This is a genomic window from Acidobacteriota bacterium, from assembly GCA_040754075.1.
GTDB lineage: Bacteria > Acidobacteriota > Blastocatellia > UBA7656 > UBA7656 > JBFMDH01.
In genome coordinates this window covers 77,554-96,044 of sequence record JBFMDH010000001.1, presented here as the reverse complement: position 1 = coordinate 96,044, position 18,491 = coordinate 77,554, and the positions used below count along the sequence as shown (strand labels likewise).

The window sequence follows — 18,491 nt, the reverse complement described above, 5'->3', positions numbered from 1 at the left end:
ATTATTGTTTTACTGTAGCGTCGCATCAACTAATCGCCACCTTGCATCTGAACTTTTACCTTGCAACTTTTTCATTAAGCATCAAAGTACAATTGAAATTCCATAGGCGTCGGGCGCATTCTCACCGTATCCACCTCTTTTTGACGTTTATAAGCAATCCAGCGGTCAATGACCGTTTCCGTAAACACATCGCCTTTCAGTAAAAAGTCGCGGTCGGTTTCGAGCGCCTCAAGGGCGCGGTCAAGTGAACCGGGCAAAGTCGGCACATTCTTCAACTCTTCGGGCGATAAATCATAGATGTCTTTATCGAGCGGTTCGCCCGGGTCGATTTGGTTTTGAATGCCATCAAGTCCCGCAAGCAACATTGCCGAAAATGCCAGATAAGGATTGCACGACGGGTCTGGAAACCGGACTTCCAATCGTTTAGCCGCGCCCGATTGCGAGTACATCGGAATGCGAATCGCCGCCGAACGGTTGCGCCGCGAATACGCCAGATTGACCGGCGCTTCGTAACCCGGCACCAGTCGTTTGTAACTGTTGGTGGTCGGCGCAGCGAATGCCGCAATTGCCGCCGCGTGTTTTAAAATGCCGCCCGCATAATACAACGCCATCTGTGATATTCCCGCATACTCCTCGCCGGCAAACAACGGTTTATCGCCTTTCCACAAACTCTGATGGCAATGCATGCCGCTGCCGTTGTCGCCAAACATCGGTTTGGGCATGAAGGTCGCGGCTTTGCCGTAATAAAACGCCGTGTTTTTGACAATGTATTTAAACAGCATCACGTTGTCTGCGGTGCCCAGCAGGGTTGAAAAGCGAAAATCGATTTCGCATTGCCCGCCGCTGGCGACTTCGTGGTGATGCATTTCGGGTTCGATGCCCACGGATTGCAGATTTTGCACAATGTCCGAGCGCAAATCATGCAGCGAATCAAGCGGCGGCACCGGCACATAGCCTTCTTTATGGCGTATGCGATAGCCGAGGTTGTCTTCGCGACGACCGGAATTCCAGATGCCTTCCGCAGATTCAAAATGATAACCGGCGCTGTGGGTTTCGTTATGAAAATTGACATGGTCGAAGATAAAAAATTCGGCTTCGGGTCCGAAATAACTGTATTCAGCGATGCCGGTTTGTTTGAGATAATTTTCGGCGCGAATGGCAAGAGCGCGCGGGTCCATTTCGTAACCTTGTTTGGTGAGCGGGTCGACGACATTGGCGAACATACAGACCGTTGGTTCTTCAAAAAACGGGTCAAGCCAGAAACGGTCGGCACTGGGAATGAGCAACATATCCGATTCGTTAATCGTTGCCCAGCCGCGCAGGCTTGATGCGTCAAAGCCGATGCCCGAGTCGAAGGTCTCTTCTTTGAATTGGCTGATGGGAATCGTCAAGTGATGCCACGCGCCAATTAAATCGGTAAACCGCAAATCGACAAATTTCACCTGTTCGTCAACCACGAATCGCAGAACGGTTTTGGAATCCATCCGAAAATCTCCTAGTGATTAAATAATAACGGCAAGAAAATCGCTGTTTCTTTTAGTGAGTCAGCATAAAACCCCGTTGCAATGAGTGTCAAGAAAAGGCGGATTATAAAAAGATTGCAGCGGCATTATGCGATGTGTAAAATAGGGGTCGTTTATTTGACTTTAGGTTCGTTCGTCTAGTCTGGTCTAGGACGCGGCCCTCTCAAGGCCGAAACACGGGTTCAAATCCCGTACGAACTACTATTATTCGCATATTGATTTAAGGTAGAAATGCGGGTCAGGGCATTTCTACCTTTTACATTTTAAGCCATAAAAAAAGTGGGACTGCGTTACTGTAGTCCCACTTTTTTATGGCTTAAAGAAGTAAAGAAACTAGCGATTGACTACCGTGTAGTTGGTTTGCGGGGTGATGGTCGTTTGTCGAACCAAATCCGTTACCTTGACTTTCACGGTGTACGAGCCGGGTTCCGCCAGTTGGTCTTTGAGCGGAATGGCGCGCATCACGGTCAGTTGTTGTCCCTTCATATCGATTTTACCGAGTTGGCTCTTGCCGTCTTCAGCAATCGTGGCAATCTCTTTGCCGTCTTTTAAAATCACATATTCGACTTTAATTGCCGGTTGCAAAGTCGCCTGATCCATCTCCGCATCATAAACCTGCATAAACACCGCAAGGTTTTGACCGGGTTTGTAGATGCCGCTGACAAACGGTTTCACTTTATAACGTCCGATGACAAACTGCGCGTTATTATCGAGCAGTTTCTTGCTATCGACCGGTTCAATCGAGGTCGCTAAGACCACCGTGCTGGTTGCCAGTTGCGATTCCTGATAACGCGGCACTTCAAAGGAATGATGCAGGACGCCGGTTTTACCGCTCACGATGTCGCGCGCCACAATGTCGATTTTGTAACGCCCCGGCGGCAACACCACATGCTTTTGATAAATCGAACGCAGGCTTTGACCAACCGGCAACTGTTCTTCTGTATAACGGCCTGTGGTCACATTATCTTCAAAAGTCCCGGCATTCTTACCCGCCAAGGCTCTGATTTTCGCATACATATTGACCGACGAGGTGTACAGTCCGCCCTGGTTTTTGAACGATAAATCGGAATGGTCGAATTGCACGGTAAACGAAGTCACAATGCTTTCGTTGCTGATGCGGAAGAAATCCGTGCGCACGCTGAACGGCAAAATGTCCGTAGCGATTTCCGGGAGTTCAGCTTTGACTTGCAGGTCAGGGTATTTGATTTGCGGCGGTTTTTGCAAATCCGCCCACAATTGCAACCGCTCAAACGGTTGGTCTTTGGCGCGTGTGCCAAACAGGCGACTGCGCCCGTCTCCTCCACCGAAACCGCCAGTGATGCGGTCGGCTTTGGTTGACATCCCTAACTGTTCAGAAAGCGTCAACCCGGCATTCGGCACATAAAGCAGCGCGTCCTTTTCATCGGGACTGCGGGCAATGCGGTATTCGCCTGAACCCGACGGGTCAACGAATTCGATTTCAATATCCGAGCCGATGCCTTCGATGTAGCGATACCACCAGATTTCAAAAGGATAAGTTGAAGTCGAGCCGCCGCCTTCGTATGAAGGTCTGTCATAAGAGCCGCCCGACGGATGCGATTCTATCTGGTCAGGTTTGCCAAACATCACATAAATGCGCCCTCTATCGGTTCGCCAGCCGGGGATTCCCGAAGCATAATGTTCGTTGGCATATTGAATGCGCTCGAAATACTGGTCTTTGTATTCGTTTTCGGGCGTATCGGGGTCTGGGTCGCGGCGCAACCAGAATTGTTCGATGAACTGGTCGCGCTCTTCGTCGGTCTTGAGCGCTTTGAAAGCTTTGCGCTCATCGTCCGTGATAATGTAGGTCACGTCTTCATCGAGCCAGCGTTTATAAACGCTTTTCAACTCTTCTTTTCGTTTCCCCTCTTTCGAGTCTTTTTTGGGCTTATCATCTTGAGCCAGAATGGTTGGGGCACTGCCAACGGCGATAAACAGAACCAGCGTCAGGCAGCAGATTTTTTTGAAGAGATTGACATCACTCCTCATAGATTCAAACTCCTTTCAAAATCAGCAATCCATGCGGTCATCCACGGATTGTGTGAGCGGTACAATTAAAGGTTTAGTTTACGTTGATTACTTTCACGCGGTCAATCTTAGAACGCCTCAGCGACAAGCGACTTGCGCCTTAATTTCGCCGGTTCATTATTCCTTTTGGCGGTCTTTATGAAAAACCCAGGCAATGCCGACGCTGAAAAAATAGAGCAGCATCATGGGCGCGGCAAAAACCAACAGGTTCGGCACATCTGTGGTCGGCGATAAAATCGCTGCAACAATAAAAATGACGATTATCGCCACTCGCCAAACCTTGAGCAGCAATTTGTGGCTCACCAACCCTAACCGCGCCAGAAAAAAAGTCACCGCAGGAATTTCAAAAACTACGCCGAGTCCCAGCGTAATCGTCATAATCAAATCGAAATATTCATCCGCCGTGACCAGCGGGCGCAAATCGCCTTGCGCAGCTACACCTAGCAGGAAATTCGCGGCGCGCGGAAAGGCGATGTAATAGGCAAAGGCGCAACCTAAAATGAAAAAGACCGATGCCATGATAATCAACGGCATGGCATATTTTTTTTCATGCGGATAAAGTCCGGGCGCAATAAATCCCCAGGCTTGCACCAGAATAAACGGCACGGCAAAAAATATCGCCGCAAAAAAAGCAACTTTTATGTAGAGATTAAATGCGCCTTGCACATTGCCGACGACCAGTTGATTATCCAGCCCCAGATAGACATTCGAGGAATCATAAAATTCGCGCGGCAGGACGTAGCCTTCTTTCAAAATCGTATTTTCATTCACTATCCAGGGTTTAGTGGTGAGCAATTGAATCAAACCATTGTCATCGCGTTGCACTTTAACCAGAATGCTGGTGCCTGGCGGGATTAACACCTCGCCTAAACGGAACTCTTTGGGAAATGCAAAAAAAATCTCTGCCCCATCGGGCATATCGGCAAGCGCCTGAATCGGCGCGCCAATCAGCTTTTTCGCATATTCGCGCTTGGCTTCAACCATTGCCTTGAGCACCGGAACTTGCAGGAATTTATAAATGCGGTCAGAAAAAAACCAGCTCACCACAAAGGCAATCAAGACAAACGCCGCGATGCGAATCAACCGACTGCGAAGTTCGTCAAGATGTTCCAGAAAGGACATACTCGACTCTTCTTCCATCACGTCCTTTTCTTCTTCTGTAAAGATTGTAGCCATAATCAGGATTCAGGATTCAGGATTCAGTCAAAATTCCTGAATCCCATATCCTATTTTCACATCCAGTCGCGTTTGGTTTGTCGCGGCACTGCCTGCGTTTCAGGCGTGATGGTTGGCACGGTTTGCGTAGCGTTCTCTAAATTCTCTTCAACGCTTGCGGCAGTTTGCGAAAGTTCGGAAGGATTTTCCTGAGACCAATAGGGCGAATCCGTATTGCTGGTTGTAGTCTCGGCGCTTTCATTCGTTTCAGTCGCCGAACTCGCAGGCTCTGATGCGGTTGTGGAATCGGCAATCGAATCATAATATGAACTGCCTGCGGTTGAATCGTCATACGACGATTTTACCGGCTCATCCAATGAACGCACCGAAGCTTCGAGTTTACGCTTTTCGGTTTCGACCTCTTCTTCCCAGGTGCGTTTGAAATCTTCGCTGGCGCGACGAAATTGCGCGAGCGCATTGCCCAGCGTTTTACCGAGTTCGGGCAATTTGCGTGGCCCAAAAATAATGAGCGCCACAACCAGAATCATTAAAATCTCAGGCCATCCTAAGCTTCCCATCTAACGTTTCCCTCTTTATTGTCGCAGGAGATTTATCGTAAACCGACACTTCAATACTAGGTTAGTCATTTGATTCAAGTCAAACAAAACGTTGATTGATATAAGATAATGGTTTGGCAGGATTTGAAGACTGAAAATTATGTGAATTCAAACCTACAAAAAATTAAAGCCGCTGATGTTTTAGCATCAGCGGCTTCTGTAGTCAGAACGAAGAGCCATGCCCCCTTATGCCTCTTGGTCCTGTACTTTCTCTGTCTGTCGCTTCTCAGTGTTGCTTCGTCGTTTGAGTGCTCTGCTCTCACTCAATTAAAGATGGCGTTGAATGGAAAGCAGGGCCCCCATCCTCCTTTCCATTCTCAACCCTTAGTTCTGCATCCCGCAGTTACTCTGAGCAGAAGAGGTTTCTTTTATTTTCAACTGTTGACTGCTAGAACCACGTCTTCCCTTGGCAACGCTTGTGCCATTACCGGTTGGCAGTTTACTTGAATTATGCCATCAGCTTTTTTGTGGTAAGTTAAACCAAAACACTTAAAAATTCACTTTAACTATTTATGTCATTCCATCATCTCAATAATGACATTTTGCGGCACTACTAAATGCCATTTCGCGTCACTTACATTTTTATGCGACTACCTGAGTCAGTAAGTTTTTCCACAAAATCAACAAAAACTCGAAATTTAAGCAATAAGCGCTTATGATTTCGCCGCATTTTGCTACCTGTGAATGACATTTGCCGTTTTTGCCAGCTCTTTGTGTCACTTTCTGTCGGGCATTTTTTGACTTATGCCAAAATCTGTCTACTAACTTCAGGGATTGATTTGCGACAATTTGATTTTCACCGCGACTAAATCTTCCGGGGCAAATAAATCGCCCTCAGATGGCTAGCACCCCATAACCGATACCTGCTAATATGCAACTCTTTCATTGCACCAAACCATTAGGAGAAAAAATCATGAGTTGCCCGGAAATCGAAGCCTTCATCGCCCGCTGGAACTACAATCACAAAAAAACTGCGCGCGCCATTCGCAGCGCCCCAAAAGAAAAGTTTGATTGGCAACCGCAGGATGATTTATTCACCCTCGGCAAAATGGTTCGCCACTTCCCCGAAGCCGAATATGTTTTAACCAAAACCGCTGTGACCGGGGTAATGGAACGTCCCGATTGGGAATTCAGCGCAAGCACCGCCGATGAAATTGCCGACACTTTCGACCAGTCGCACGATAAACTGGTCGCAGAGGTTGCCGAACTGACCGCCGACAAACTCGATGACAAAGTCGATTTCGCAGGTCACATCGTGCGTCGCATCGATTTATTGCATGCCATGTACGAACACGAAATTCATCATCGCGGGCAACTCTATACCTACCTGCATCTGGTGGGTGTGCAACCGCCGCCGCTTCATTGAGCGATTAAGACCTTTAGCGATGGCAAAATCATTAATCAAAAAAACCCAACAGCAGGTGCGCACCACGGCTGCCGCAAAAAAATCGTCAGCGGCAAGTAAGAAAAAGACTGCCAGGGGATTTGAGCAAGTATTTGAAAAAATTTACCGGATGGTTTTGAAAATCCCTCGCGGGCGAGTGATGACCTACGGGCAGATTGCCCGCCTGCTCGAAGACCGCTACAGCCCGCGCCTGGTCGGCTGGGCGATGCATGCCACCCCGCAAGACGGGCGTGAAATTCCCTGGCACCGGGTCATCAATTCGCGCGGCAGCATTTCAACCGGGCGGATTATTTTGCACGAACCCGATTTACAACAACTGCTGCTTGAAGCCGAAGGCGTGGTGTTTAATGAAAAAGGCGTCTGCGATTTAAGCGTTTACCAATGGTCGCCAATTAACCGAAAATCATCTATCCTTACCCAAAAAAGTTCTACAAAAAAAAGTTCAGCGAAAAAGAAACCCAGAAAGTAACCGATGGAAATTTCACCTGAAAAATTTAAAGCCATTCAAGAACGATTTGAACTCAACCACTTTCCCCGCCTGATGGGCATCAAGATAGACGAAATCGAAAAGGGTCGGGCGCGCCTCAGTCTCGATGTCAACGAAACACATCGCCAGCTTGCGGGCGTCATGCACGGCGGCGCGATTGCTACACTGATTGACACAGCCGTTGCGATGGCAATTGTCGGGGTATCTGAACCCGGCGATAAATTCACCACGGTTGAGATGAAAGTCAACTACCTGTCGCCAATTGTCGAAGGGCATATCGTTGCCGAAGCGAGGTTGATACGCGACGGTCGCCGCATCGTGGTTGCCGATTGCGATGTCTTTGACCCGCAAGGCAAACTCGCCGCCAAAGGCTTGCTCACTTACATCAGACTTTAGTCCGTAAACTCAAATTGATTTGGTTGAACACGCCTCCTCAATTTGAGTGCGCGGGAAGTTATCGTTAAACTAACAAAAATGACTCCGTTTAAAAAACTCGTCAGTTATTTCGCCCCTTACAAAGGCAAAGTGGCGTTTGGCATTGTTTGCGTCTTTCTGACCAACTTGCTGAAACTCAACTCGCCGATTGTGTTGCGTAATGCGGTTGACACCTTAACTCAAAATACCACGCAGGGAAAATTATACGAGTACGCAGGGCTGGTCATTTTAATCGCGGTGGCGCAAGGTATCTTTTTATTTACCCAACGCCGCGTGCTCATCAATATGTCGCGTGACATCGAATACGACCTGCGCAACGATTTTTACGAGCACCTGCAAAAGCTGCCGTTCGAGTTTTATCAGAAAAATCGCACGGGCGATTTGATGGCGCGCGCCACCAACGACCTCGGACAGGTGCGAATGATTGTCGGTCCCGCGTTGATGTACACGGCAAACACCGTCTTTTCTTTCGTGTTGATGCTGCCGATTATGTTTCGCATCAGTTGGCAACTCACCCTGATGGCGTTTTGTTCGGTGCCGCTTGTCGCCTTCGCCACGCACTATTTTTCCAAACGCATACATGACCGCTTTCAGGAAGTGCAGGAATATTTCGGCACCGTATCGAATCGCGCCCAGGAATCGCTGTCCGGCGTGCGCGTCATTCGCGCCTACGCCCAGGAGCAAGCTGAAATCAACCAGTTTCGCCAGGTCAATCGCGAATATGTCAATCGCAACCTGAACCTTATTAAACTATCGGCAATCTTTCATCCGTTACTGCAAATCTGTATCGGGTTGGGATTCATTGCGGTTTTATGGTTTGGCGGTCGCCTGGTCATTCAAGACCAGATTACCGTCGGGCAGTTTTTTCAATTCAATCTCTACCTTGGCTATCTGATTTGGCCGATGATTGCGCTCGGCTGGGTCATTAATATTTTTCAACGCGGCATGGCTTCGATGGAGCGCATGCACAAAATCATGAGCGTCGAGCCAGCGATTCGCGATACCGAGGAAACCCAAAATATTCCCGAAATTCGCGGCGAAATCGAATTTCGTAATTTGACGTTTTATTACGAAGGCGCGAAAGAGCCAGCCCTGCGCGACATCAATTTGCACATCGCCGCGGGTCAAACTGTGGCGTTTGTCGGCGCAGTCGGTTCCGGCAAATCCACGATTACCAATCTGGTGCCGCGCCTGTTGGACGCAGAGCGCGGACAGGTGTTAATCGATGGGCATCCGATTCAGGAAATTCCTTTGCGGGTGTTGCGCTCGTCGATTGGTTACGTGCCGCAGGAAACTTTTCTGTTCAGTGAAAACCTTGCAGAAAATATTGCCTTTGGTGTCGAACAGGCAGGGCGTGAAGAGATTGAACAGTCAGCCGAAGAAGCCGGTATCGCTACAGACATCAAAGAATTTCCCAAAGGCTTTGAGACCCTTGTCGGCGAGCGCGGCATTACGCTTTCCGGCGGACAAAAACAACGCACGGCGATTGCCCGCGCTTTGATTCGTCGCCCGAAAATTTTAATTCTCGATGATTCGCTTTCGGCGGTCGATACCTACACGGAAGAAAAAATTCTGCATCATCTGCGCGAAATCATGGTCGGGCGCACCAGTTTAATTGTGTCGCATCGCGTATCGACCGTGAAAGACGCCGATTTAATCGTGGTTTTGGAAAACGGTCGCATCGTCGAACGCGGCGACCATGAATCGCTCATCGCTCACGGCGGTTTGTACGCAGAGTTATACGAGAAGCAATTGCTCGAAGAGGAATTGGCTGCAACAAGTTAAGTCTGACGAGTCTGGCGAGTCTTGAAAGTCTAGCAAGTCATACTTCTAACTTCCGAGACTCGCCAGATTCGCCAGACTCGCTGGATTAAAAATGGCAGAAGGACAGTCACATCACGAAGAAGAAGTTTTAGGCAAAGCATACGATGCGCGATTGATGCGCCGTATGATGAAATATCTGTTGCCTTACAAATGGTTCGCCATCACATCGCTGGTATTGATTATTTTAAGCGCGCCGTTATCGCTTGCCGGTCCGCCGCTGATGAAAGCCGCCATCGATGTTTTCTTAAAGCCTGACCCCGATAATCCCCCTACGGGTTTTGCCCTGCTCCTAAAACACGCCGCCGAATTTTTCGGATTCGGTGGCAGTCCTATGACCGGCGTGTTGTTTATCGCGATGGTGTTTCTGTGCGCCAACATTCTGTCCTTCATGGTCAGCTATTCTCAAGCGGTCGTTATGCAGAAGATGGGACAGTACATCATGTACGACCTGCGCAAAGAGGTCTTCGCCAAACTGCAACAACTCGATGTGCAATATTATGACCGCAACCCGGTCGGGCGTCTCATGACGCGCCTCACCTCGGATGTCGATGCGCTCAATGAAATGTTTACCGCAGGCGTCATTGTCATCTTTGGCGATCTGGCGATGATCGGTTACATCATCATCTGGATGTTCCAATCGAACTGGCGACTTGCCCTGGTTTCGTTTGCCATTGTGCCGTTACTGTTTGCGCTCACCACCTGGTTTCGTCGCGGCGCGCGCAATTCCTTTCGCGAAGTTCGCACACGTATCGCCCGCATCAATGCCTTTTTGCAGGAGCACATCACAGGCATGCCGGTCGTCCAACTTTTCAATCGCGAAGAAAAAGAGATCAATCAATTCAAAGCCATCAATGAAGCGCATCGCAAAGCCAACATCGATACGATTTTTTATTATGCGGTCTTCTATCCGGCGGTCGAAATCATCGGCGCTATCGGCATCGCCTTAATCATCTGGTATGGTGGCGGGCAGGTTATTCAAGGCGTGGCGACCATCGGCACACTCGTGGCATTCATTCAACTGGCGCGCAATTTTTATGAGCCGATTTCCGACATCAGTGAAAAATACAACATTCTGCAAGCCGCAATGGCGGCATCCGAGCGCATCGTCAAATTGCTCGATGAACCGGTGAAAATCGAGTCACCCGCCAAGCCAAACCAGTTAAGCAAGGTTCAAGGGCGCATCGAATTTCGCAACGTCTGGTTCGCTTACAAAAAAGCAGACTGGATTTTAAAAGATGTGTCGTTCATTGCCGAATCGGGCGAAAAAATCGCTTTCGTCGGTCACACCGGCGCAGGCAAAACCACCATCACCAATCTGCTGCTCAGGTTTTATGATATTCAGCGTGGGCAGATACTGCTTGACGGTGTCGATATTCGCGAATTGGATTTAGCTGAGTTGCGCGCCAATTTCAGCATCGTCTTGCAGGATGTCTTTCTGTTTTCGGGCGATCTGGCAAGCAACATTCGCTTAGGCTCGGCGCAAATCAGCGAAGAGCAGTTGCAAGCCGCATCAAAAGAGGTGCGCGCCGATGAATTCATCATGAATCTGCCCGGAGGTTATCAAACCGAAGTGCGTGAACGCGGCGCTGGCTTATCAGTTGGGCAGAAACAGTTAATCAGTTTTGCCCGCGCTCTGGCGCATGACCCGCGCGTGTTGATTTTGGATGAAGCCACGAGTTCGATTGATACGGAAACCGAAATTTTAATCAAAGAAGCGGTCGAGCGATTGATGCAGGGACGGACATCTTTGGTCATCGCCCATCGCCTGTCCACGATTCAATCGGTTGATAAAATCATCGTCATGCACAAAGGCGAGATTCGTGAAATGGGCAACCATCAGGAACTCTTAAATCAGCGCGGTCTTTACTGGCGGCTCTATCAATTGCAATTTTATCAGGACTTCAAACGCACGCTTGCCGAAAGCGTCGCCAATGATTAAACCACCAAACCATTAGCCGCAAAGCAGCAGGGCGCAATCCGAGAGTACGGCTTGGTGGCTTTACTAACTGCACAAGCGTGAAACTTCGCCGCTTAATTATTTGCCTTTGAATTCCGGTTTGCGTTTTTCAAGGAATGCCCGGACGCCTTCTTCTTTGTCTTCGCTCGAAAAACAGATGGCGAATAAATCGACCTCCGAATCCAACCCTTCACGCAAATTCATGCGCGCCGCATTTTTCACCGAGGCTTTCGCCATCGCCAAAGCAACCGGACTCAACTCGGCTATGCGGTTCGCCAGTTCCATCGTCTTGGCTTCGAGTTCTTCGGGTTCGTAAACGTGATTAACCAAGCCTAAACGATGCGCCTCTTCCGCCGAAATAAAATCGCCGGTCAAAATCAACTCCATCGCTTTGCCTTCGCCAATGAGTCGCGTAAGCCTCTGCGTGCCGCCGCCGCCCGGAATGATGCCGAGTTTGATTTCCGGTTGTCCGAGTTTGGCTCTCGTCGAAGCGATGCGAAGGTCACAAGCCAAAGCGAGTTCGCAACCGCCGCCTAAACAAAAGCCGTTAATCTGGGCAATCACCGGCTTGGTGAAATCTTCAACGGCATCGAAAGCGCGGCGACCTTTCATCACGGCGCGTTGTTTGACCGCTGTCATCCCTGCGAACTCGTTGATATCCGCGCCGGCGATGAAAGCTTTTTCACCTGCCCCGGTAATCACCACAACGCGCACATCCTCGTTATTTTCCAATTTATCAAGGGCGGTCAAAATATCGCGCCGCGTCGCCGAATTGAGCGCGTTCAATTTATCCGGGCGATTGACGATGATGACGCCAACTCGCCCGCGTTTTTCAACCAACACATTTTCCAGTTCCATAACCCTCCTCAAAATCAAACTCAAGTATTCAATCGCTGAACCTTGAAACCGGCTGCGGTAGCCGATTTCAAGGCTCAGGTTCAATCTCCAATAACAACTAACTCAAGACCGGTAACTATTCCCACTCGTAAAAGCCAACTCCGGTCTTTTTACCGAGTTTGCCTTCGGCAACTTTTTGTCTGAGCAGGTCCGGCGCGCGAAAAACTTCGGAACCGAGTTCCGCGAAAAGATAATCGGCGATGTGTAAGCGTATGTCCAAGCCGACAAGGTCTGTCAGCCGGAGCGGACCCATCGGGTGGTTGTAACCGAGCGTCATCGCTTTATCGATGTCTTCGGCACTCGCTACGCCTTGCTCAAGCATGCGTATGGCTTCAAGTCCCAGCGCCACGCCCAGACGCGAGGTCGCAAAACCCGGCGTGTCTTTAACTGTGATGGCTTCTTTGCCGATACGCTTGGCAAATTCGAGCGCCGCGGCAACCGTTCCGCGCGAGGTCTCGTGACCGACAACCACTTCGAGTAATTTCATAATGTGAACGGGGTTGAAGAAGTGCAACCCGATGACCCGTTCGGCTTTGGTCGCGGCACTGGCAATCGCGCTCACACTGAGCGATGAGGTGTTGGTTCCGAGAATGGTTTCGGGTTTGCAAATGCGGTCGAGTTCGCCAAACAGCTTTTGTTTGGCATCGAGTTTTTCAATCACCGCTTCGATTATCAAATCGGCATCGGCAACCGCGTCTTGCAAGTCTGTTGAGGTGCGAATGCGCGCCAGTGTCGCCTGCATCTCATCGCCTGTGACTTTGCCGCGCTCCAATCCTTTTTCCAAATTGTCTTTGATTCGTGAAAGTCCGCGCCCGACAAAATCTTCATTCACATCTTCGAGCGTGACCGTGTAACCGGCTTGCGCGGCGACCTGCGCAATCCCATGTCCCATCGTCCCTGCGCCAATGACGGCGATTTTTTCAATTGCCATAATTTCTTCAAACTCCAAATATGAAATTGCCATCCCTGATGAAATCCAATGAACCTACTCACGTTTTAAATCTTTTTTGAAACAGACAATGCGTTCGACTTCCGCGTAGCCGATTTGCGCGTGGGCTTTTTGACTGAGCAGATTATCAATCTCGGTATCGGATGCCATCTCCGTGCAGCCCTGGGCGATTGCCCAGTTTTCAGCGGCTTCGACGAGCGCGCGCCCCACGCCTTGCCGTCTCACATCGACATCGACGTACCAGCCTTCGAGATAACCGACATGGTTGGTGTTGCACCCTTCGGCATAAGCGCGAATCGAAACTTCAAGCATCCCCTGCAATCCGCCCGACTCACGTTCACAAACCAGCACAATAGTCTTTGCGTCCTCACCCTGATAATCATTGACCTCTGCTGCGAGTTCATCAAGCGACGCATCAGGCCAAAGGCGATGACGAAGCCTTAGCCATTCGGATTTATCGCTTTCTTGTAGAGGGCGAATCATCATACTTCCTGGAATAGAATGTCGAGGGTACTTGCCACCTCTATCCTTCGTCAAGGCGCGCGAGAATCCGACAAACAAGTTCGCGGGGGTGCATTCAATCAACGATTTCTTCCATATCTTTTGACAAACCTTTGGGTAAACGCTATTCAATAGCTGCGCGTTACGCATTCCTTTTAAGAAAAGTAAAATTACATGCATACCAGTGAACAAGAGCAGTTGGAAATAATCGAAGATGCGCGGGAGCTTGGCAAACTCGGCTACGCGCAAGAGTTGTTCAGAACCATGGGCGGCTTCTCGAATTTTGCCATTTCGTTTTCCATCATCTCAATCCTCACCGGCGCAGTCACGCTTTACGGACATGGACTCGCGATGGGTGGACCTGCGGAGATGGCTTTCGGCTGGCCCCTGGTTACGCTTTTTACCCTCACAGTTGCCCTGAGCATGGCTGAACTTGCGAGTTCGCTGCCGACCTCAGGCGCAATGTATCACTGGTCATCGGAACTCGGCGGCAAAGGCTGGGGGTGGTTCACCGCCTGGTTCAACATCGTCGGCAACATCACCGTGCTTGCAGGGATTGATTATGGTTGCGCGCAATTCGTTACGCCTTTGCTTGGTCTCGATGCCACCACAAAAAATCTTTTACTGGTTTATGCCGCGATATTGATTTCACAGGCGCTCATCAACCATTACGGCATACGGCTGGTTGCGTGGCTCAATGATTTCAGCGTCACGGTTCACATCATCGGCGTCATTGCGATTGTCGGCGCGATTCTCTTTTTTGCGCCGAAACAACCCGCATCCTTCTTCTTCAAAGCGGTGACCAACAACACCCAAAATTATCCTTACTGGTGGGCATTCATCATCGGGCTTTTGCAGGCGCAATGGACATTCACGGGTTACGACGCCTCTGCGAGCGTTTCCGAAGAGACCATCGACCCGCGTCGTCGCGCCCCCTGGGGCATTGTGCTTGCCGTCGTTGTATCGAGCATCGTCGGCTATCTGTTGCTTTTCGCATTGACGATTTCCATCACAGACATCGCAACGGTCTTGAATACCAAAGATGCCAGCGGCAACGATGTGCCGGCGGTGATTACGATTTTACAGATGGCGCTCGGCGCAAAAGCCGGAGCGATATTTTCTCTGCTTGCGGCAATGGCGATGTGGTTTTGCGGACTGTCGGCGGTGACCTGGTGTTCGCGTGTGGTTTACGCCTTTTCGCGTGATGAAGGTTTCCCGGCATCGCAGCTGTTCAAACAGGTAAATGAAAAACATCAAACCCCGGCGGCGGCTATCTGGCTTTGCATCATCGTGGCATTTGCCGCAGCCGTGTATAGCGGGGCGTATCCGGTCATCACGTCCATCAGCGTCATCGCGCTCTATTTTTCTTATATCATTCCAGTCATTCTCGCGGTTCACGCAAAATTCACCAACCACAAAGCGATCGAAAAAGGACCCTGGAATCTCGGTCGTTTCAGTTTGCCAATCAATTTGATTGCGATTGTCTGGGTCGCATTCATCAGTGTGATTTTGAGTTTGCCGGACAATATGCGGGCTGGAAAAACAGTAACGGCGTTTACCCTGATCATTGCCCTCTGGTACGGCTTGCGCGAACGCCGGCGCTTCAAAGGTCCTGCGTGGCTGCAAGAAAAAGCGGCTTCCGCAGAGCAAGTCATCGGCAAGTGAGATGTATGCCATGAATCGACAAGAACTACTGCAAACTTTCACCCTCGCCAATGCATTCAAAGAAGGAGACCTGTTGGTTGGCGGGACTGGCGACGCCCACACCCGCGCCATTGCCCGTCAAACGCTCGCAGGACTATCGCTTGCAGAAATCAATCGCCTCGCTTTCGTTGAAGATGCGTTGAGCGAGGCGCTCAAACGTTCGATAAATACGCCGCTCGCCAATGAAATTTCACGCCTCACGATTTCTGAGCTTAAACAAATTCTGCTCGGCACCGATGCTGCCGGTTGGGTTCATCGTTACACCAGCGCGCTTTCCAGTGAAAGCATTGCCGCCGTGGTAAAAATCTTAACCGACGAAGAGTTATCCGCGGTATCGCAAAAGCTTTTCAATCCTTTGCCGGGCGAAGGCATTCGCATCGGTTCGTCACTACATTTCGGCTCGCGCATTCAACCCAACAGCCCCGGCGATGATGCGGAAGAGATTCTGTTGTCGATTCTCGAAGGGCTGGCTTACGGGTGCGGCGATGTCATCATCGGTCTCAATCCGGCAAGCGATGAGATTGATTCAATCGTTCGTTTGGAAAAATTATTGCAAAGCGTTGTCGAACACCTGGCATTGCCGACTCGCTACTCGGTGCTTTCGGACATCGTTAAACAGACGACCGCCAAATCGCAGACCAGAGTTGACGTTGGCTTTCAAAGCCTCGCGGGAACTTCAAAAGCTTTAAATGGCATGGTCGGTTTAGACATTGATGGCTTGCTCGATTTGGCGCGCGGTTTTGATGGACTCTATTTTGAAACCGGGCAAGGTTCAGCCGTGACCAACAATGCCGCAGAGGGTGTTGATATGGTGACGCTCGAATCGCGGGCTTACGGCGCGGCGCGTTTGCTCGGGCAACAGACCGGCGCGTGGATGATTGTCAATGATGTCGCGGGATTCATCGGACCCGAAGTTTTTCGCGCGCCCGAACAATTATTGCGCGCTTGTCTTGAAGATACGGTGATGGCGAAATTGCATGGACTGACGATGGGGCTGGATGTCTGTGCGACATTTCACATGGGCATTGAGCCTGCGACCTTGCAGAAATTGACGGAAACCATTGCCCACGAAGCGCAGCCCGCTTACCTGATGGCGGTCGCCGGAAACGCCGACCCGATGCTCGGTTATCTCACGACCTCTTTCAGAGAACATCCCAAGCTTCGCAAACAAACCGGCAAACAAATTTCTACAGCGATGCAAAAGCGTTTGACTGCATTAGGCGTGATGAACCATACAGGCGAACCGATAAACCACGAACCGCCGACCGATTGGCTTTATGCGCTCTATGTGAAAGCCAGTGGCGACAGGCGGGCAATGGATACGTTGCGCGCAGAAGGTAGAAAAAAGCTTCAAAGTATCGCCGAACGCGGTTTCGATTTAGGCGTTGGATACGATAAAAATTTCGCTGCGCCGCCGACGATTCATAAGCGTATGCAGGCGATTTATGAGCACGCTCGCCGCGCTCTATATGCAACGCTTGAACCTGCGGTTATCAAAGACGCCTGTAAACAACCGATGCAAGTTCGCACAGAAGCTTTGGCTCGCGAAGATTATCTTTCGCATCCGGCATCGGGCGAGCGTTTGCGTGAAGCGGATGCACAACAACTTTTCAAGTTATACCTTTCGCGCCGCCCGCAAATCCAGATGGTGATTTCCGATGGTTTGAATGCCAACGCGGTGAATGAAAATTTGCGCGAGGTGTTACCGGCGCTCAGGCGCGGTTTGGAAAGCGCAGGCTATCACGTCGGCGAATATGAACTGGTAATTGAAAACGGTCGGGTGCGCGCGGGCTATCACGCGGGCGCGATTCTCGATGTCGAAATTCTCATCCACCTGATTGGCGAACGCCCCGGCACAGGCTTAAATACGCTTTCGGCATATCTCACCTATGGACGCAACCAAGCCGGCGCGTCGCGTTGGGCAGAAGGTATCGACCATTCACAAACCACAGCCATCTGCGGCATCAATCAAAAAGGCAAACCTGCGGATGTTGCGGTTGACGAAATCATTCGCCTGGTCAAACGCCTGTTCGCTGAGCGTCGTTCGGGCGTGGCATTAAACACATTGGAACCAAAGTAAGTTGATATTTTTCAGCGTTCAGAGTAACGCCTTCAGGCGTGAGAAAAAGCGATTCACGCATAAATGCGTAACTCTGAACCTCAAGAAATTTAGGTTCCAATGCATTAAATGAGTAATCAAGTAGCAATGGTGTTTTTACCTTTATGAAGGAATTGTTTGGGTGCGGCGCAGGTTTTCGACAATCGCGGCGGGGGCTTTGTCGGGCGAGCCTGCGGCAAACGGCGGTTGCGGGTCGTATTCAATCATCAGTTGAATGGACTCGGCGACCGCGTCGCCAAATTCAATCGCCGCCAAAGTGAGTGCCATGTCAATGCCTGCCGATACGCCCGCGGCGGTAATGATTTTGCCTTCGCGCACGAATCGTTCTTTCATCGGTTCTGCTCCGAACCTCTGCAACACATCAAGCGTCAGCCAGTGGGTCGTCGCTTTTAAACCTTTGAGCAAGCCGGCAGCGCCGAGTATCAACGCGCCCGTGCAAACCGAGGTCGTCCATTTTGTGGTTTCGTGAACCGCGCGCAACCATTCGTGAACTGCTGTGTCTTTAATCATTGCTTGCGGAAAAGACGTTCCCGGCACTAAAACGATGTCAGGACTTGTAACCTCATCAAGTCCGAATTCGGCATTCAGCAACGCATAACCGGCGTCCGTCTGTTTAATGCCTTTTTCACGGGCAACGAATTTCACTTGCGCGCCGGGCATCGAGCGCAACACTTCATAAGGACCGATGGCATCAAGCGCGGTCATCTGTTCATAAAGCAAAATAGCAATTTCCATAACTCTCCTTCGCGCAAAATTTTTTATAAAGCAATATCGAAAATGCCTGTGTCGCTATCAAGCGGTCAAGCGCATCGCGGCATTGGCGCATTATCAATTCGTGACACCTGACGAATCGAGATGCTAGGATACACGCT

At 50.1% G+C, this 18,491-nt stretch carries 15 protein-coding genes and 1 tRNA gene; 8 read left to right on the top strand and 8 right to left on the bottom strand.

Annotated features, from left to right (window positions below; genetic code table 11):
- Positions 1–74 precede the first annotated feature (74 nt).
- A complete protein-coding gene (gene glnA / locus AB1757_00365; protein ID MEW6125485.1) occupies positions 75–1,484 on the bottom strand; it encodes a type I glutamate--ammonia ligase in 1,410 nt (469 codons plus the stop codon).
- Between the two features lie 165 nt (positions 1,485–1,649).
- Here glnA and AB1757_00360 point away from each other — a divergent pair.
- Positions 1,650–1,724 (top strand) — tRNA-Glu (locus AB1757_00360).
- Between the two features lie 132 nt (positions 1,725–1,856).
- Here the strand turns inward: AB1757_00360 and AB1757_00355 are convergent.
- The 3 genes from AB1757_00355 to AB1757_00345 form a co-directional block, all read right to left on the bottom strand.
- Positions 1,857–3,530 carry a GWxTD domain-containing protein gene (locus AB1757_00355; GenBank protein MEW6125484.1) on the bottom strand — a complete coding sequence of 558 codons (1,674 nt, stop codon included), beginning with the start codon at positions 3,528–3,530 and terminating at the stop codon, positions 1,857–1,859.
- 156 nt (positions 3,531–3,686) lie between these two features.
- Positions 3,687–4,745: a twin-arginine translocase subunit TatC gene (gene tatC / locus AB1757_00350; protein MEW6125483.1), complete on the bottom strand. Its 1,059-nt coding sequence runs from the start codon at positions 4,743–4,745 to the stop codon at positions 3,687–3,689.
- Positions 4,746–4,801: 56 nt separating this feature from the next.
- A complete protein-coding gene (locus AB1757_00345) occupies positions 4,802–5,302 on the bottom strand; it encodes a twin-arginine translocase TatA/TatE family subunit (protein ID MEW6125482.1) in 501 nt (166 codons plus the stop codon).
- A 952-nt stretch (positions 5,303–6,254) separates the two neighbouring features.
- Between AB1757_00345 and AB1757_00340 the strand changes: the two genes are divergently transcribed.
- From AB1757_00340 to AB1757_00320, 5 genes are all read left to right on the top strand, one after another.
- Positions 6,255–6,707, top strand: coding sequence for a DinB family protein (locus tag AB1757_00340; GenBank protein ID MEW6125481.1), 453 nt, complete (start codon positions 6,255–6,257; stop codon positions 6,705–6,707).
- Between the two features lie 19 nt (positions 6,708–6,726).
- Positions 6,727–7,215: an MGMT family protein gene (locus AB1757_00335; GenBank protein ID MEW6125480.1), complete on the top strand. Its 489-nt coding sequence runs from the start codon at positions 6,727–6,729 to the stop codon at positions 7,213–7,215.
- Between the two features lie 3 nt (positions 7,216–7,218).
- Positions 7,219–7,629 (top strand): PaaI family thioesterase, encoded by a 411-nt coding sequence (locus tag AB1757_00330; GenBank protein MEW6125479.1) that lies wholly within the window; start codon positions 7,219–7,221, stop codon positions 7,627–7,629.
- Between the two features lie 78 nt (positions 7,630–7,707).
- Positions 7,708–9,453, top strand: coding sequence for an ABC transporter ATP-binding protein (locus AB1757_00325; GenBank protein ID MEW6125478.1), 1,746 nt, complete (start codon positions 7,708–7,710; stop codon positions 9,451–9,453).
- Positions 9,454–9,544: 91 nt separating this feature from the next.
- Entirely contained in the window at positions 9,545–11,431 is a 1,887-nt protein-coding gene (locus tag AB1757_00320) for an ABC transporter ATP-binding protein (protein ID MEW6125477.1), read from the top strand.
- 96 nt (positions 11,432–11,527) lie between these two features.
- Here the strand turns inward: AB1757_00320 and AB1757_00315 are convergent, their stop codons facing one another.
- From AB1757_00315 to aac(6'), 3 genes are all read right to left on the bottom strand, one after another.
- Positions 11,528–12,307, bottom strand: a complete 780-nt coding sequence (locus AB1757_00315) for an enoyl-CoA hydratase-related protein (GenBank protein MEW6125476.1) — start codon at positions 12,305–12,307, stop codon at positions 11,528–11,530.
- A 115-nt stretch (positions 12,308–12,422) separates the two neighbouring features.
- Entirely contained in the window at positions 12,423–13,277 is an 855-nt protein-coding gene (locus AB1757_00310; protein MEW6125475.1) for a 3-hydroxyacyl-CoA dehydrogenase family protein, read from the bottom strand.
- A 54-nt stretch (positions 13,278–13,331) separates the two neighbouring features.
- A complete protein-coding gene (gene aac(6') / locus AB1757_00305; GenBank protein MEW6125474.1) occupies positions 13,332–13,781 on the bottom strand; it encodes an aminoglycoside 6'-N-acetyltransferase in 450 nt (149 codons plus the stop codon).
- Positions 13,782–13,970: 189 nt separating this feature from the next.
- Between aac(6') and AB1757_00300 the strand changes: the two genes are divergently transcribed.
- A complete protein-coding gene (locus tag AB1757_00300; GenBank protein MEW6125473.1) occupies positions 13,971–15,461 on the top strand; it encodes an amino acid permease in 1,491 nt (496 codons plus the stop codon).
- A gap of 10 nt (positions 15,462–15,471) precedes the next feature.
- A complete protein-coding gene (gene eutB / locus AB1757_00295) occupies positions 15,472–17,580 on the top strand; it encodes an ethanolamine ammonia-lyase subunit EutB (GenBank protein MEW6125472.1) in 2,109 nt (702 codons plus the stop codon).
- Positions 17,581–17,721: 141 nt separating this feature from the next.
- On the opposite strand, the gene AB1757_00290 is transcribed toward eutB, so the two are convergent.
- Entirely contained in the window at positions 17,722–18,354 is a 633-nt protein-coding gene (locus AB1757_00290; GenBank protein ID MEW6125471.1) for a DJ-1/PfpI family protein, read from the bottom strand.
- Positions 18,355–18,491 lie beyond the last annotated feature (137 nt).

Excerpts from the sequence above, each read along its gene's own strand:
- glnA (MEW6125485.1), bottom strand. The coding sequence starts at position 1,484 with ATGGATTCCAAAACCGTTCTGCGATTCGTGGTTGACGAACAGGTGAAA.
- AB1757_00355 (MEW6125484.1), bottom strand. The coding sequence starts at position 3,530 with ATGAGGAGTGATGTCAATCTCTTCAAAAAAATCTGCTGCCTGACGCTG.
- tatC (MEW6125483.1), bottom strand. The coding sequence starts at position 4,745 with ATGGCTACAATCTTTACAGAAGAAGAAAAGGACGTGATGGAAGAAGAG.
- AB1757_00345 (MEW6125482.1), bottom strand. The coding sequence starts at position 5,302 with ATGGGAAGCTTAGGATGGCCTGAGATTTTAATGATTCTGGTTGTGGCG.
- AB1757_00340 (MEW6125481.1), top strand. The coding sequence starts at position 6,255 with ATGAGTTGCCCGGAAATCGAAGCCTTCATCGCCCGCTGGAACTACAAT.
- AB1757_00335 (MEW6125480.1), top strand. The coding sequence starts at position 6,727 with ATGGCAAAATCATTAATCAAAAAAACCCAACAGCAGGTGCGCACCACG.
- AB1757_00330 (MEW6125479.1), top strand. The coding sequence starts at position 7,219 with ATGGAAATTTCACCTGAAAAATTTAAAGCCATTCAAGAACGATTTGAA.
- AB1757_00325 (MEW6125478.1), top strand. The coding sequence starts at position 7,708 with ATGACTCCGTTTAAAAAACTCGTCAGTTATTTCGCCCCTTACAAAGGC.
- AB1757_00320 (MEW6125477.1), top strand. The coding sequence starts at position 9,545 with ATGGCAGAAGGACAGTCACATCACGAAGAAGAAGTTTTAGGCAAAGCA.
- AB1757_00315 (MEW6125476.1), bottom strand. The coding sequence starts at position 12,307 with ATGGAACTGGAAAATGTGTTGGTTGAAAAACGCGGGCGAGTTGGCGTC.
- AB1757_00310 (MEW6125475.1), bottom strand. The coding sequence starts at position 13,277 with ATGGCAATTGAAAAAATCGCCGTCATTGGCGCAGGGACGATGGGACAT.
- AB1757_00300 (MEW6125473.1), top strand. The coding sequence starts at position 13,971 with ATGCATACCAGTGAACAAGAGCAGTTGGAAATAATCGAAGATGCGCGG.
- eutB (MEW6125472.1), top strand. The coding sequence starts at position 15,472 with ATGAATCGACAAGAACTACTGCAAACTTTCACCCTCGCCAATGCATTC.
- AB1757_00290 (MEW6125471.1), bottom strand. The coding sequence starts at position 18,354 with ATGGAAATTGCTATTTTGCTTTATGAACAGATGACCGCGCTTGATGCC.